Raw genomic sequence first — 14,844 nt, forward strand, 5'->3', positions numbered from 1 at the left:
ATGACGACCACCTTACGGACGTATGATCCCTGCTCACAGGCGCCCTCCAGGCCCTGTGCGGTGGAGGTTAACCCCTGGTGACCGGCCTGAGAGACCTGCGCAATGAGCGGTTCGTAAGGTCACGAAAGGTTGGACTGGGCCGAGCACAGGACAAGGAGGCGCCCGTGGTCGCGTCGGGCTCCCGGAGTGAGGACACGACGAACACGACGAAGGTGCGGACGGTCTGCTCGTACTGCGGTGTGGGATGCGGCATGGTCCTCGATGTCGGCAGGGGGCCGGACGGGCGCCGTACGGTCCTGAAGGCTTCCGGGGACAAGGAGCACCCCGCGAACTTCGGCCGGCTGTGCGCCAAGGGCGCCACCACGGCCGATATGCTCGCCGCCCCCGGGCGGCTGACCACGGCGCTCCGGCGTCCGCACCGTGCGGAAGAACCGGTGCCGGCGTCCAGGGACGAGGCGATCGCCGAGACGGCGCGCCGGCTGCGGGCGATCGTGGACGAGCACGGGCCGGACGCGGTCGCCCTCTACGTGTCCGGGCAGCTGGGCCTGGAGGCGCAGTACCTCGCGAACAAGCTGGCCAAGGGGTTCCTCCGGACCAACCAGATCGAGTCGAACTCCCGGCTGTGCATGGCCAGTGCCGGCACCGGCTACAAGCTCTCGCTGGGCGCGGACGGGCCGCCGGGCTCGTATCAGGACTTCGACCGGGCCGATGTCTTCTTCGTCATCGGATCCAACATGGCCGACTGCCATCCCATCCTCTTCCTGCGGATGATGGACTGGGTGAAGTCGGCCGGTGCCAAGCTGATCGTCGTCGATCCGCGCCGGACCGCCACCGCGGCCAAGGCCGACCTGTTCCTGCAGATCGAGCCGGGTACGGATCTGGCACTGCTCAATGGGCTGCTGCACCTGCTGCATGCGAATGGCCACACCGACGCCGAGTTCATCGCCGCGCACACCGAGGGCTGGGAGGCGCTCCCGGAGTTCCTCGCCGACTACCCGCCCGCCACCGTCGCCGAGATCACCGGCATCCCGGAAGACGACATCCGCGAGGCCGCCCGGCTGATCGGCGAGGCGGGCGAGTGGATGAGCTGCTGGACGATGGGTCTCAACCAGTCCACGCACGGCACCTGGAACACCAACGCGCTCGTCAACCTCCATCTCGCCACGGGCGCGATCTGCCGCCCGGGCAGCGGACCCTTCTCCCTGACCGGACAGCCCAACGCCATGGGCGGCCGGGAGATGGGCTACATGGGGCCGGGACTCCCCGGGCAGCGGTCGGTGCTCGCCGACGCCGACCGGGCCTTCGTCGAGAACCTGTGGGAGCTGCCGCCGGACACGATCCGCGCGGACGGCGTCGGCAAGGGCACCGTCGAGATGTTCCAGAAGATGGCCGACGGGGACATCAAGGCGTGCTGGATCATCTGCACCAACCCGGTCGCCTCCGTCGCGAACCGCAAGACGGTCATCGAGGGCCTGGAGGCCGCCGAATTCGTGGTCACGCAGGACGTGTTCGCCGAGACGGAGACGAACGCGTACGCCGATGTCGTGCTGCCCGGCGCGCTGTGGACCGAGACCGAGGGCGTCCTGATCAACAGTGAGCGCAACCTCACCCTCGCCCGGCCGGCCGCCGAGCCGCCCGGCGAGGCGATGGCGGACTGGCGCGTCATCGCGGCCGTGGCGCGTGCCATGGGCTTTGAGAGCGGGTTCGCGTACGACAGTGCGGAGGAGGTCTTCGAGGAGATCAAGCGCGCCTACAACCCGTCGACCGGCTGGGACCTGCGCGGTGTGAGCTACGAGCGGCTGCGATCCACCCCGGTGCAGTGGCCCGCCGCGAGCGCCGAGGGATCCGACCGCAATCCGATCCGGTACGTCGGTGAGGACGGCGCACCGCGCTTCCCGACCGCGAGCGGCCGTGCGGTCTTCTACCCCCGCCCGCACATACCGGCCGCGGAGCTGCCCGACGACGACTACCCGTACACACTCAACACCGGCCGCCTGCAGCATCAGTGGCACACCCTGACGAAGACGGCCAAGGTGTCCAGGCTGAACAAGCTCAACCCCGGTCCCTTCGTGGAGGTGCACCCGCGGGACGCGGCCGAGCTGGGCGTCGCCGAGGGGGATTCGGTGGAGGTCGCCTCGCGGCGCGGCCGGGCCGTGCTGCCCGCGGTCGTCACCGAACGGGTGCGGCCGGGCTGCTGTTTCGCGCCGTTCCACTGGAACGACCTGTTCGGGGAGTACCTCAGTGTGAACGCGGTGACCAGCGACGCCGTCGATCCGCTGTCGTTCCAGCCCGAGTTCAAGGTGTGCGCGGTGTCGCTGACCAAGGTGGCCACCCCGGTGACGGTGCGGGCTCCGGCGCCGGCGGACGCACAGTCCACGGCCACGGCGGCCACGGCCTCGGCGTCCACGGCGGCCACGGCCACGCCGTCCACGGCGGCCACCATGGCCGTGTCGTCCACCGCGGGCACGGCGGTCCCCCCATCGCCCGCGGTCCTTCCCACAGCCTCCGCTCCCGTCCTGTTCGGGCTGGAACCCGCCCCGCCGCCGGTCCTCACCGAACACGAACGCCGGTACCTGACCGGCTTCCTCGCCGGCATCCCGGCCGGCACCCCCGGCGTGCCGGTGCTGCCCGCGGACGCCCCGTTCAGCCCGTCGCACGCCCTGTGGGTGAACGGTGTGCTGGCCGGGATGTACTCCAGGGCCGAGGCGACGCGTCCCACCGCGCACGACATCGGCGACTCCCCGCGGTCGTCCGCCCCGCCCGCGGACGCGGCGCGCCGCCACGTCGTGATCCTCTGGGCGTCCCAGACCGGGAACGCCGAGGAGTTCGCGGCCGCCACGGTCGAGCGGCTCACCGCGCACGGCCACGCCGCCTCCCGCGTGTCCATGGACGAGGCCGACCCCGCCGCGCTGCCGTCCGACGCCGACCTGCTGCTGATCACGAGCACCTTCGGCGACGGGGACGCACCGGACAACGGCGCCCGCTTCTGGGCCGCCCTCACCGCGCCCGACACCCCGCGCCTGCCGGACCGGCGCTACTCCGTCCTGGCCTTCGGCGACTCCTCCTACGGCGACTTCTGCGGCCATGGCCGCCGCCTCGACCGGCGGATGGAAGAACTGGGCGCGATGCGGCTTGCCCCGCGCACCGACTGCGAACCGGACTACGAGACCGAGGCCGGGGCCTGGCTCGACCAGGTACTCATCGCGCTGAGGAGCGCGGAGCAACCGGCCCCCACCCCGGCCCCCACCCGGGCCCCCGATCCGGCCCCCGATCCGGCCCCCGCGGCCGGGACGGCTCCCCGATCGAGCCGTCCCGCTCCCGCCACCGCCCGGCTGACCGGCAACCGGCGCTTGAGCCTGCCGGGTGCGGGCAAGGAGGTCCGCCGCTTCACCTTCGACACCCGCGACAGCGAGACCGCACTGGGCTACGAAGCCGGTGACGCCCTGGCGGTGCTACCGCTCAACTGGCCCGAACTCGTGACGGAGTGGCTGGCCGCCACCGGCCTCGACGCGAACGCCACCGTTCAGGTCGGACACGTGGGAGAGATGCCCTTCGCCGAGGCCCTGTCGCGCCACCTCGACATCACCCGCATCACTCCCGGCCTGCTGCGCTTCGTCGCCGATCGCACCCGCGACCCCCGCGATCTGCGGAAGCTCCTGCGCCCGGACAACAAGGGAGAGCTGGCGAAGTGGTCCTGGGGACGGCAGGCCGTGGACGTGCTGGCCGAGTTCGGCATCCGGGCCGGGGCGCAGGAGTGGACCGATCTGCTGGGGCGCCTGCGGCACCGCCTGTACTCCATATCGTCCAGCCCGCTGACCGACCCTCACCTGGTGTCGCTGACGGTCTCCGTCGTCCGTTACGAGAACCTGGGCGGCCGTCCGCGCCAGGGCGTCTGCTCCCCGTTCCTCGCCGACGCCGAGCCGGGCACCCCGGTGCCGGTCCGGGTCCAGCGCGCGCCGCACTTCCGCCCGCCCGCCGACCCCGACACGCCGACGGTGATGGTCGGCCCCGGCACCGGCATCGCGCCCTTCATCGGCTTCCTGGAGGAACGCCGGGCCCGCGGCCACCGCGCCCCGAACTGGCTGTTCTTCGGGGAACAGCACCGCGCGACCGACTTCTACTACGAGGAGGAGCTGACCGCGTTCCTCGCCGAGGGCGTCCTCACCCGCCTGGACACCGCGTTCTCCCGTGACGAGCGCGCCAAGAAATACGTCCAGGACCGCATGCGCGAGCACGGCCCCCTGCTGTGGTCCTGGCTCCAGGACGGCGCCCACTTCTACGTCTGCGGCGACGCTTCCCGCATGGCCAAGGACGTCGACCGGGCACTGCGGGACATCGCCACCGTCCACGGCGGCCTGGACGAGGCCGAGGCGGCGGCGTACGTCAAGCAGCTCGCCACCGAAAAACGCTATCTGCGCGACGTCTATTGACCGCCGCGTTCCATCAGGCGCCGACGGCTTCCAGCAGGAGGTGGAGGTCGTGGGCGGCCTCGGCGGTGGACAGGGCGGTGGCGGCGAGGACCATGGCTGTCGCGGCGGCGAGGACGGGGTGGCGGCCGAAGGGGGGAGCGAGGAGGGCGGCGACGCGGCGGGGCACGGGTCCGGCGGCGGCGAGTGGGGTGCGGCGGCCGAGGATGGCCAGGGCGGCACCCGGGGTGCGGCCGGGGGCCTGGTGGGCGGCGAGGGCGGCCTTGCCGACGGTGCGGGCGACCCGTTGGCGGTCGCCGGTGGCGGCGGCCGCGCTCTCATCGGCCCACCGTTCGATGGTGTACGTCACGGCCGTGGCGAGGGGGCGTAGCAGGGGGTTGGCGGCGGCGCCGAACTGGGCCAGGGCGACGAAGGCGTAATGGCGGGCCGTCAGGTGGGCGCGTTCGTGGGCGAGCAGGATGTGGCGCTCGGTCTCGTCCAGGGTGTGCAGCATGCCGGTGGAGACGACGACGCGGCCGGGCAGACCGGGGATCGCGAAGGCGTTGGGAGCCTCGTCCTCGATCACGACCAGGCCGTCTTCGGCGGGCATACAGGCCGCTTCCAGGGCGGCGGCGGTCAGGGTGCGGACGCGCCGCCAGAGCATGCGGGCGGCCATGAGGACGGCGGCGCCGAGCAGTAGCCCGGCGATCAGGGCGACGGACAGTTCGGCGGGGTCGTCGCGCTGCGCGGTGTGGGCCGACCAGTGGCCGAGGCCGGCCAGCTGGGGGAAGCGGATCAGCCCGGTGATGGCCAGCAGCCCCAGCGAGATGGTGGTCGCCGTGCCCAGTACGAGGGCCGAGGCGGTGAGCAGCCAGGTCGCCAGGCGCGGTTCGCATCGCTCCGCCAGGGGGCGTGCTCCGAGGGGAGCGAGCAGGGAGAGCAGCAGGGGGATGTAGACGGCGATGCGCATCTCGGCGGCCTCTTCCTACTGGTCGGACTACTGGTCGGGCTACTGGTCGGGGTCGAGCAGTTGGCGCAGCAGGTCCGCGTCGGTGGTGGACAGGCCGTCGGCGAAGCGGGCGAGGACGTCCTGGCGGTCGGACCGCTCCTCCAGGACCGAGCGCATGCGGCGGGCGGCGAAGCCGGGGTCGTCGGTCACGGGGGCGTAGGCGTAGGCCCGGCCGCGCGGGGTGCGGGTGAGCAGCTGCTTGGTGTGCATGCGGGTGAGGATCGTCACCACGCTGTTGTAGGTCAGCTCGCTGCCGAGGCGTTCGGTGACCTCCCGGGGGGTCAGCGCGCCGTCGGCCCGCTGCAGCAGTTCGAGGATCTCGGCCTCGCGTGCACCGTTGGGCCGCTTGGGGCCATGTCCTGGTGTGCGGGTGCCCATGGATTTGGCGTCCCTTCCCTCATCTTCTACAGTCGTGTAGAACTCCTACACCGGTGTAAAAGTCACTGTCTCCCAAGTGTGCCATGCGCTCGTACCCGGGCCGAACCCTGCCCTGGTCGGCGCACGGCCGGAAAGGACCCCGCGGTGCCTCTGGCCCTCGATCCGCTGGATGCCGCCCCATTGCCGACCGGCCGCCGCGCCCGGACCCGTACCGCCGCGGAGCCGACCGTGGGGAGCGCCAAGTGAAGATCACCTTCCTGATCCACAACGTGTACGCGATCGGCGGCACGATCCGCACCACGCTCAATCTCGCCGCGGCCCTCGCCGACCGGCACGAGGTGACGATCGTGTCGATGCACCGCCATCGCACCCACCCGCGGTTCGTCGTCGATCCACGGGTGACGGTGGTGCCCCTGGTCGACATACGGGAGAACAGCGCGGACGAGGACGATCCGCTGCTGCACCGGCCGGCCGGGGTCTTCCCCACCGCCGAGAAGCGGTACCAGCAGTACAGCCGCCTCAACGACCAGCGGGCGCGGGAGTACCTGCGGAGCTGCGACGCGGACGTGATCATCGGCACCCGGCCGGGCATCAACGTATACCTGGCCCGCTTCGCCCCGCCCCGGGCACTGCGCATCGCCCAGGAACACCTCACCCACGACATGCACACCAAGAAGTTGCGCGCCCAGCTCGCCCGGGACTACCGCGACCTGGATGCCGTGGTCACCACGACCGACGCCGACGCGGCCGTCTACCGGGCGAAGATGCGGCTGCCGGGCGTGCGGATCCTGGCCGTCCCCAACGGTGTGCCCGACCCCGGCCTGCCGCCCGCCGACGGCGGCGCCCCCGTCATCGCCGCGGCCGGACGCCTGGTGCGCGCCAAGCGGTTCGACCTGCTCATCGAGGCATTCACCGATGTCGCCGCCAAGCACCCCGACTGGTCGCTGCGCGTCTATGGCGCGGGCGCCGACAAGGAACGGCTCCGGCGGCTGATCGAGGAGCGGGGCCTGGGAGACCGGGCGGCGCTGATGGGCGCGGTGTCCCCGATCGAGGCCGAGTTCGCGAAGGCGTCGATCGTCGCCTCCGCCTCCGACGCGGAGTCCTTCGGCATGACGCTGGCCGAGGCGATGCGCTGTGGCATACCGGTGGTCGCCACCGACTGCCCGCTCGGCCCCGCCGAGATCATCAACGACGGCGTCGACGGCCGCCTGGTCCCCATGGGCGACCGGCAGGCGCTGGCCGCCGCGCTGAGCGACCTGATCGCCGACGAGCCCGGCCGCCGCCGCATGGGCGAGGCCGCCCGCGACGCGGCCCGCCGCTTCGACCCGGCCCATGTGGCCCACGCCTACGAGGAACTGTTCGACGACCTCGCCGCCACGCGTACCTCCCGTGCCTGGCAGCGCCACAAGGCCCGCTGGCGCAACCGTGCGGGCCGGGCCCTGCGCCGTCTGCGCCGCTGACCCCCATCCCACCGACCGCGGCCGCACCGCGCCGTTTCCCCCAGCGGACACGGCGACCCGCTCCAGCCACCACAGAAACGGATCCAGATGAGTGCCATCAGCATCGGCCAGGCGGCCATCCTCGGCATCGTCGAAGGCATCACGGAGTTCCTCCCCGTCTCCTCCACCGGCCACCTGAAGATCACCGAAGGGCTGATGGGCATCCCGGTCGACGACACCTCCGTGGTCGGCTTCACCGCCGTCATCCAGGTCGGCGCGATCGCCGCGGTACTGGTGTACTTCTTCAAGGACATCGTGCGGATCGTCTCCGCCTGGGGACGCGGACTCGCCCACCGCGAACAGCGTCACCACCACGACTACAAGTTCGCCTGGTGGGTCATCTACGCCACCCTCCCGATCGTGATCGTGGGCCTGGCCGCGAAACCCCTCATCGAGGGCGCGCTCGCCTCCCTGTGGGTGGTCGCCGGATCCCTGATCGTCGGGTCCGGTGTGATGTGGGTGGCCGACCAGATGGGCCGCCACAAGCGCGGCGAGGACGACACGAGCTTCAAGGACGCCATGCTGGTCGGCTGCTCGCAGATCCTCGCGCTGCTCTTCCCCGGCTTCTCACGCTCCGGCGCCACCATGTCCACCGCGCTCATCCTCGACCTGGACCGGGTGGCCGCCACCCGGCTGTCCTTCTTCCTCGGCATCCCGGCGCTCACCGGCGCGGGCCTGTACGAGCTGAAGGACGCCGTCGGCGCCGGGGTCGGCACCGGCCCCCTCGTGGTGGGCACCGCTGTCTCGTTCGTGGTCGCCTACGCCTCGATCGCCTGGCTGCTGAAGTTCGTCGCCAAGCACTCCTTCAACGCGTTCGTCATCTACCGCGTCGCCGTCGGCCTGCTGCTCCTCGGCCTGCTGGGTACCGGAGCGCTCACGGCATGACCGCTTCGCGTACGGTCATCCGCCCGCCACGCCCGATCCCGTGGCCGGCGCTGGTGGCCCTCGCCTATGCCGTAACCCAACTCGCCCTCGTGGTCCCGCATCTGGGGCTGGGCTGGGACGAAACGGTGTACCTCTCCCAGGTCGACCCGCACCGCCCGGCCGCGTACTTCAGCGCCCCGCGCTCGCGCGGCATCAGCCTCCTGGCCGCTCCCGTCCTCGCCGTCACCGACTCCACCACCGTGCTCCGGGTCGTCCTGGCGCTGCTGTCCGCCGCCGCCCTGTACGCGGCCTACCGCGTCTGGCAGCCGCTGCTCGGCCCCAGGCGGACCGCCCTGGCCGCGCTGCTGTTCGCCGGCCTGTGGACCACCCTGCTCTACGGACCGCAGGCCATGCCCAACCTGTGGGTGGCCCTGTCCGCGGTGGCGGCCGTCGGCTGGTTCCCGCGTGCCGTCCACCCCTCCGCGGGGCGGCGGGCCCTGCTCGGCCTGGGCGCCACGGTCGCGGCCGCCACCTGCTTCCGCTTCTCCGACGGCGTCTGGCTCGCCCTGCCGCTGCTCGCGGCGTGCGCGATCGTCCCGGCTTGGCGGCGCCCGGCGCCCGCGCTCGCCCTGGTCGGCGGGTTCGCCGTGGGTGGCGCCGAGTGGATCGCGGAGGCGTACGCGCGCTGGGGCGGAGTCGGCGCCCGGCTGCACCGCTCCAGCACCACCGAGGGCGGCATGGGCGCGCACTGGGCGGGCGGCATGGCCTGGCGCAGCCTCAACGGCCCTCTGCTGTGCCGCCCCTGCCACGTCCCGCTCACCCACCCCGAGCTCACCCTGTGGTGGCTGGCCCTGCCCGTCCTCGCCCTCACCGCCTGCGTCCTGGCCTGGCGCGCCCGGCGCGACACGGTCATCCTGCTTCCCATCGCCTGCGCCGCCACGCTGAGCATCCCCTACCTGCTGCTCATCGACTACTCCGCACCGCGCTTCCTGCTGCCCGTCTACGCCCTGCTCTCCCTTCCGCTCGCCGCCCTGGCCGCACGCTCCGCGCGGGCCATCCGCCCGCCCCGCGCCCGCGCCCTGGCCGCCGGGCTGGCAGCCGCGCTGCTCGCCCTGCACCTGTCCGCGCAGTACGAGGTCCTCGACCGCGACATGGCCACCGCCCGCGCCACCGCCGACCGCTACCGCACCGCCGCCCACGACCTGCGCCGCCTCGGACTCACCCCGCCCTGCCTGGTCAGCGGCAGACACGCCCCGCCCATCGGCTACGACGCCGGCTGTGCCTCGGCCAACGTCGGCGGCAACAACCGCGACACCACCGCCCACACCCTGCTGCACCGCGCCGCCCGCGAACCCACCGCCGCCCTCGCCAGGACCCGCTCCGGCCCTCCCCATTACGCCCGCGCCTGGACCCCCCACCGCCTGCCGGGCACCGGACTCACCGCCTACGTCCAGAAGGGGAACCCCGATGGCCGTGCCCCCGCTTCATCGTCGCGGTAGCCGCGATCGCCTTCCTCGCCGCCGACACCGCGCGCCTCGCCGCCCGCTGACGGCCCTACGCGTGGTCCCGGGCGCTCCGCCAGGCCGTGTCGCGCAGCAGGCGCAGGCCGTTGAGGCCGACGATGACGGTGGAGCCCTCGTGCCCGGCGACACCGAGCGGAAGCGGCAGGGTGCCGACCAGGTCCCAGACGACCAGGCCGGTGATGAACACCCCGGCGATCACCAGGTTCTGCACGACCAGGCGGCGGGCGCGGCGGGAGAGGGAGACGGCGGTGGGGATGGTGGCCAACTCGTCCCGGACGACGACGGCGTCGGCGGTCTCCAGGGCGAGGTCGGAGCCCGCTCGTCCCATGGCGACGGCCGTATGGGCGGCGGCCAGGGCGGGCGCGTCATTCACGCCGTCACCGACGACCAGCACCTTGCGGCCCGCGCCCGCCAGCTCCTTGACCGCGGTGACCTTGTCCTGCGGCAGCAGTCCGGCGCGGACATCGGTGATTCCGACCTCGGTTCCCAGCAGGCGGGCGGCGCGCGGGTTGTCCCCGGTGAGCAGCACCGGGGCGGTGCCCGTCAGCGTGGTGAGCGCGGCGACGGTGGCGGTGGCGTCCTCGCGCAGGCGGTCGGCGATGCCGAGCACGCCGACGGCCGAGCCGTCGACCTCCACCAGGACCGCGGTACGGCCGGCCGCTTCCAGCCGGGTCGCCAGCGCGGTGGCGGGGTGGTCGGGGTGCGGCTCCCGCGGGCGGCCAGGGCTGCCGACCGCGACGGTGCGCCCGCCGACCGTGGCGGTCACGCCGGTACCCGGGGCCGAGGCGAAGTCCCAGGCCGCCGGAAGCTCCAGACCACGCTTCCGGGCGGCATCGGCGACGGCCCGGGCCAGCGGGTGCTCACTGGGGTGCTCGGCCGCCGCCGCCAGGGTCAGCAGGGCCTCCTCGGTCAGGCCCGAGTGGCTGAGCGGGCACACATCGGTGACTTGAGGGGTCCCCTCGGTCAGGGTGCCCGTCTTGTCGAGGGCCACGGCGTCGACCTGGCCGAGCCGCTCCATGACCACGGCGGACTTGATGAGCACACCGTGGCGCCCGGCGTTGGCGATGGCGGACAGCAGGGGTGGCATGGTCGCCAGCACCACGGCGCACGGAGAGGCGACGATCATGAAGGTCATCGCCCGCAGCAGGGTCGGCCGCAGCGCCGCGCCGAGGAGCAGCGGCACCGCGAACAGCGCCAGGGTGGCGGCCACCATGCCCAGTGAATAGCGCTGTTCCACCTTCTCGATGAACAGCTGGGTGGGGGCCTTCGTCTCCGAGGCCTCCGCCACCATCCGCACGATCCGTGCGATCACCGAGTCCGACGGATCGCGCTCGACCCGCACGGTCAGCGCGCCGGTGCCGTTGAGCGTGCCGGCGAACACCTCGTCACCGGCCGCCTTGGCCACCGGCAGCGGTTCCCCGGTGATGGTGGCCTGGTCCGCCTCGCTCGTGCCCTCCCGTACCCGGCCGTCCGCGCCGATCCGCTCCCCGGGACGTACGAGGATCACATCGCCCACCGTCAGCTGTTCGGTGGGCACCGTCTCCTCGGCGCCGTCCCCGGACAGCCGGGTGGCGGTGGCCGGGGCGAGGTCGAGCAGACCGCGCACCGAGTCCGCGGTCCGCGCGGTGGCGATGGCCTCCAGCGCCCCTGAGGTGGCGAAGATGACGATCAGCAGCGCCCCGTCCAGCACCTGCCCGAGCGCGGCCGCGCCGAGCGCGGCGACCACCATCAGCAGGTCGACGTCCAGGGTCCGGTCCCTGAGGGCCCGCAATCCGGCCCAGCCCGGCTCCCAGCCCCCGGTGACGTAGGTGAGCGCGTAGAGCGGCCCCCACGCCCATGCCGGTGCGCCGAACAGCTGGAGCGGCAGCGCGATCAGGAACAGCACCAGGGCGGCCGCCGCCCAGCGGGCCTCGGGCAGGGCGAAGATCCGCGTCCGGCGCCCGGGCGCCACCGGATCACGGACCACCCCGGGCGGCGCGACCGGGCGGGTGAGGGTCGATGACATGGCAGGCGGCGTCCTTCAGGGGAGGCGGCAATGGGCTCGGCCTCCACGTTACAGGACTGAATGAACAGCTCTTCATGTGTTCCTGAACGGGTCGGTAGGCTGGACGCATGGGCCATGGAGTCGCACCCGCCGCTGACAACGCCGTACCGCGCGCCCGCCTGGACGCCGGCAGCGCCCCGAGGGTCGCCGCGACACTGCAGGCGCTGGCGACGCCATCCCGCCTGCTGATCCTGGCCCGGCTGCGGGAGGGGCCCTTGCCGGCCACCGAACTGGCCGCCGCGGTCGGGATGGAGCAGTCCGCGTGCTCCCACCAGCTGAGGCTGCTCCGCAACCTCGGCCTGGTCGTGGGCACCCGCGATGGCCGCTCGGTGGTGTACTCGCTGTACGACAACCATGTCGCCGAACTGCTGGACCAGGCCCTCTACCACGTTGAACACCTGCGGCTGGGGCTGAGCGACGCGTCGGAAGAGTCGGCCGGGGACGTGGACGAGGTATCCGCGGCCCGCTGAGACGCCGTCTCGTTGCGGGTCAGCGCGCCCGGCCGCGTGGCTTCAGGGGCACGGGCGGGAGCTCCGGGGCGGGCAGGGGACCGCCGGCGTAGCCGTGGACCTCGCCGAAGCGGGAGCCCGACGTCCAGTCCTCGCGGGCCTGGGAGATCTCGTCATGGGAGCGCCCGATGAAGTTCCACCACATCACGATCTTCTCCTCGAAGGGCTCCCCGCCCAGCAGCATGAGCGCGCTGTCCACGTCCGCCCGCAGCGGCAGTTCGGCGCGTCCGCAGCCGAGGTAGAGGAGGGAGCCGGGGGCCAGACGCACCCCGTCGACCTCGGACTCGCCGGACATGGTGAGGGCCGCGTACTCGAAGTCGGGCCGCACCGGCAGCCGGGTGTCGGTGCCGGCCGCGAGGGCGATGTCCGCGCCCATCAGCGGGGTGAACGTGGTGCCGGGCGAGGCCGCGCCGTCCAGTTCGCCGAGGACGACCGTCGCTTGCAGCCCTCCGCCGCCGGTCACCCGGGGCAGCTCGGCGTGGTGCTCCCACATCGGGGCGATATGGCGGTCGCCATCGGGCAGCGCGACCCACAGCTGTGCCCCGTGCAGCAGCCGGGCGTGCTCGCGCGGGGACTCCTCGGAGTGTGAGATGGCCCGGCCCGAGGTCATCAGCCCCAACTCGCCGGGGCGCACCGTCTGGAGGCTGCCGACGCTGTCGCGGTGCAGCACCTCGCCGTCGTGCAGCCAGCTGACCGTCTGCAGCCCCATGTGCGGATGCGGAGGGACCTGCATGCCCGGCTCCTGGGCGATGTCGTCCGGGCCGTAGTGGTCGATGAAGCACCACGCGCCGACCATGCGCCGCCCGAGGTTCGGCAGGAGCCGGCGCACCATGGTGGACTCGCCCAGCGCGACCTGCTTGGCGGCCAGCAGCTCGCGGACCGGCTGGGCGTTGACGTCCCGGCGGCCGCCGCACACGGTCGGCGCGGGCCTCGTATCGAGATTGCTCATGACCGCACTCTCCCATCGCCCCGGGCAGCTCAGGGGGAGCCAGGGGGATGTTTAGGGGGCGGTCGGATCGCCGCCGGAAGAAGAATCTATCCGGTGACCGCACCGACCCTGAAGGAGATCGTATGCCGTCCACACTGCACACCGAGCCCGTGGCGACCGTCCTGGACGGACTGCTGGAGGCCGAGCGCGAAGGCGACGAGCGCGCGTTCGCCGAGACCGGTGTGACCGACCCCAAGTCGGCCTGGGCCGAGCTGGACGCCAGTCAGATGGCCGAGACGTTCAAGGACGCCTCCATGTCGGTGTCCAAGGAAGGCGGTGAGCTGCTCTATCTGCTCACCCGTGCGACCGGCGCGCGGACCGTCGTCGAGTACGGAACCTCCTTCGGCGTGTCCACCCTCTACCTGGCCAGCGCGGTGCGGGACAACGGCGGCGGGCAGGTGATCGGCACGGAGCTGCAGGCGGACAAGGTGGCCAAGGCCACGGAGGCCATCGCCGCCGCCGGGCTCTCCGACATCGCCACCGTCCGCGTCGGCGACGCGCGGGAGACGCTGCGGGACCTGCCCGGGTCGGTGGACCTGCTGCTGATGGACGGCTGGCCGAACCTCAACCGGGAGGTGCTCAAGGTGGTGGAACCCCGGCTGCGCCGGGGCGCGCTGGTGCTCGTGGACGACCTGGACATGGAGTTCGGCTTCGACATCCACCGGGAGATGCGGGAGTACCTCGCCGACCCCGCGAGCGGCTACCTCTCGCTGCGCCTGCCGGTCGCACACGGGATCCTGGCCGGGGTGCGGCTCGGCTAGCACCCGGGTGCGGCTGCCGTACCCGCTGGTCGGGGCATGGGTCCGGGGCTCATGAGGGCACCCTCCCCTCGGGGGACGCCGCGCGCTGGTTCGTACGGCTCTGGACATAGCCGTACGAGGCGATCGCCCCGTACACCAGCGCCGCGCCCAGCAGCCAGCCGGCCAGGACGTCGCTGGGCCAGTGGACGCCCAGATAGAGGCGGGTGAAGCCGACGCCCAGCACGGATACCACCCCTACGGCGGCCATGAGGCGCAGCCACTTCGCCGGTGCCCCGTGCAGTGTCAGCAGCCACAGCAGCAGCCCGAAGGTGACGGTCGCGGTCAGGGCGTGGCCGGACGGGAAGGCCGCGTAGTGCGCCGAGTCCACCGGATCCGGCCACCGGGGACGCTCCCGGTCGAGCGCGGCCTTCACCGCCTGCTGCAGCGCCGTGCCCAGCGCCGCCGTGACGGCCACCCAGAGGGCGAGCCGCCATTCCCGGCGCCACAGCAGCCACCCCACGGCCACGGCCAGCAGCGCGCGCATCGTCCAGGGGTCCCAGAACCAGTCCGTGAGCACCCTGTTGGTCCGAGTGAAGCCGTGGTGGCGGACGGCGGAGTGGTGCAGGGTGACGACGATGTCCCGGTCGACGGTCCCCAGTGGCCCCCAATGGGCGGCCACCAGGGCGAGCAGTACCAGGAAGAGCGCGGTGAGCACGGCCGCGGCGCGGGCGGCTCGGCGGTGGAGGGTTGCCGGCTGCATGGGTCGATGATCGCCGACGGGCGGGCCCCGGAGCCAGGAGGCCCTCGGTCTCCCCATGGCCGGGAGCCGCCGTCGTGCCTGCCGGGAGCCGCCGTCGCGCCGAGCCGGGAGCCGCCGTTGTGCC

Annotated in this window: 11 protein-coding genes; 6 read left to right on the forward strand and 5 right to left on the reverse strand. The window is 72.8% G+C overall.

Features of this window, described 5'->3' with window-relative positions; translation table 11 throughout:
* The first annotated feature begins 251 nt into the window (after nt 1-251).
* Entirely contained in the window at nt 252-4,430 is a 4,179-nt protein-coding gene (locus JK364_RS36735; RefSeq protein ID WP_201855858.1) for a bifunctional nitrate reductase/sulfite reductase flavoprotein subunit alpha, read from the forward strand.
* Nucleotides 4,431-4,443: 13 nt separating this feature from the next.
* Here JK364_RS36735 and JK364_RS57160 read toward each other — a convergent pair whose 3' ends face one another.
* Both JK364_RS57160 and JK364_RS36745 read right to left on the reverse strand, forming a co-directional pair.
* A complete protein-coding gene (locus tag JK364_RS57160) occupies nt 4,444-5,376 on the reverse strand; it encodes a M56 family metallopeptidase (RefSeq protein ID WP_201855728.1) in 933 nt (310 codons plus the stop codon).
* 39 nt (nt 5,377-5,415) lie between these two features.
* Complete coding sequence (locus JK364_RS36745; protein WP_037963840.1) at nt 5,416-5,793, reverse strand: BlaI/MecI/CopY family transcriptional regulator; 378 nt, start codon at nt 5,791-5,793, stop codon at nt 5,416-5,418.
* A gap of 242 nt (nt 5,794-6,035) precedes the next feature.
* Between JK364_RS36745 and JK364_RS36750 the strand changes: the two genes are divergently transcribed.
* The 3 genes from JK364_RS36750 to JK364_RS36760 all read left to right on the forward strand — a co-directional run bounded on the left by JK364_RS36750 (nt 6,036) and on the right by JK364_RS36760 (nt 9,655).
* Entirely contained in the window at nt 6,036-7,253 is a 1,218-nt protein-coding gene (locus JK364_RS36750) for a glycosyltransferase family 4 protein (protein WP_201855729.1), read from the forward strand.
* 87 nt (nt 7,254-7,340) lie between these two features.
* Nucleotides 7,341-8,177: an undecaprenyl-diphosphate phosphatase gene (locus JK364_RS36755; protein WP_201855730.1), complete on the forward strand. Its 837-nt coding sequence runs from the start codon at nt 7,341-7,343 to the stop codon at nt 8,175-8,177.
* The gene (locus tag JK364_RS36760; RefSeq protein ID WP_201855731.1) at nt 8,174-9,655 is read left to right on the forward strand and encodes a hypothetical protein; all 1,482 of its coding nucleotides are present in this window, start codon (nt 8,174-8,176) and stop codon (nt 9,653-9,655) included. Before JK364_RS36755 ends, JK364_RS36760 begins: the two co-directional genes overlap by 4 nt.
* Before the next feature lie 55 nt (nt 9,656-9,710).
* On the opposite strand, the gene JK364_RS36765 is transcribed toward JK364_RS36760, so the two are convergent.
* Nucleotides 9,711-11,684, reverse strand: coding sequence for a heavy metal translocating P-type ATPase (locus JK364_RS36765; protein ID WP_201855732.1), 1,974 nt, complete (start codon nt 11,682-11,684; stop codon nt 9,711-9,713).
* Nucleotides 11,685-11,791: 107 nt separating this feature from the next.
* Between JK364_RS36765 and JK364_RS36770 the strand changes: the two genes are divergently transcribed.
* Nucleotides 11,792-12,193 carry an ArsR/SmtB family transcription factor gene (locus JK364_RS36770; RefSeq protein WP_201855733.1) on the forward strand — a complete coding sequence of 134 codons (402 nt, stop codon included), beginning with the start codon at nt 11,792-11,794 and terminating at the stop codon, nt 12,191-12,193.
* Between the two features lie 19 nt (nt 12,194-12,212).
* Here the strand turns inward: JK364_RS36770 and JK364_RS36775 are convergent, their stop codons facing one another.
* On the reverse strand, nt 12,213-13,181 hold the full coding sequence (locus tag JK364_RS36775; protein WP_201855734.1) for a pirin family protein: 969 nt from the start codon (nt 13,179-13,181) through the stop codon (nt 12,213-12,215).
* 122 nt (nt 13,182-13,303) lie between these two features.
* Between JK364_RS36775 and JK364_RS36780 the strand changes: the two genes are divergently transcribed.
* Nucleotides 13,304-13,981, forward strand: coding sequence for an O-methyltransferase (locus tag JK364_RS36780; RefSeq protein ID WP_201855735.1), 678 nt, complete (start codon nt 13,304-13,306; stop codon nt 13,979-13,981).
* 49 nt (nt 13,982-14,030) lie between these two features.
* Here the strand turns inward: JK364_RS36780 and JK364_RS36785 are convergent, their stop codons facing one another.
* Nucleotides 14,031-14,720, reverse strand: a complete 690-nt coding sequence (locus JK364_RS36785) for a phosphatase PAP2 family protein (RefSeq protein WP_201855736.1) — start codon at nt 14,718-14,720, stop codon at nt 14,031-14,033.
* Nucleotides 14,721-14,844: the final 124 nt, after the last annotated feature.

Source organism: Streptomyces endocoffeicus (assembly GCF_016741935.1).
Lineage (GTDB): Bacteria > Actinomycetota > Actinomycetes > Streptomycetales > Streptomycetaceae > Streptomyces > Streptomyces endocoffeicus.

What these genes read in the sequence shown, in the direction of transcription:
- JK364_RS36770 (WP_201855733.1), top strand. Translation starts at nt 11,792, where the DNA reads ATGGGCCATGGAGTCGCACCCGCCGCTGACAACGCCGTACCGCGCGCC.
- JK364_RS36735 (WP_201855858.1), top strand. Translation starts at nt 252, where the DNA reads ATGGTCCTCGATGTCGGCAGGGGGCCGGACGGGCGCCGTACGGTCCTG.
- JK364_RS36765 (WP_201855732.1), bottom strand. Translation starts at nt 11,684, where the DNA reads ATGTCATCGACCCTCACCCGCCCGGTCGCGCCGCCCGGGGTGGTCCGT.
- JK364_RS36745 (WP_037963840.1), bottom strand. Translation starts at nt 5,793, where the DNA reads ATGGGCACCCGCACACCAGGACATGGCCCCAAGCGGCCCAACGGTGCA.
- JK364_RS36760 (WP_201855731.1), top strand. Translation starts at nt 8,174, where the DNA reads ATGACCGCTTCGCGTACGGTCATCCGCCCGCCACGCCCGATCCCGTGG.
- JK364_RS36780 (WP_201855735.1), top strand. Translation starts at nt 13,304, where the DNA reads ATGCCGTCCACACTGCACACCGAGCCCGTGGCGACCGTCCTGGACGGA.
- JK364_RS36775 (WP_201855734.1), bottom strand. Translation starts at nt 13,181, where the DNA reads ATGAGCAATCTCGATACGAGGCCCGCGCCGACCGTGTGCGGCGGCCGC.
- JK364_RS57160 (WP_201855728.1), bottom strand. Translation starts at nt 5,376, where the DNA reads ATGCGCATCGCCGTCTACATCCCCCTGCTGCTCTCCCTGCTCGCTCCC.
- JK364_RS36755 (WP_201855730.1), top strand. Translation starts at nt 7,341, where the DNA reads ATGAGTGCCATCAGCATCGGCCAGGCGGCCATCCTCGGCATCGTCGAA.
- JK364_RS36785 (WP_201855736.1), bottom strand. Translation starts at nt 14,720, where the DNA reads ATGCAGCCGGCAACCCTCCACCGCCGAGCCGCCCGCGCCGCGGCCGTG.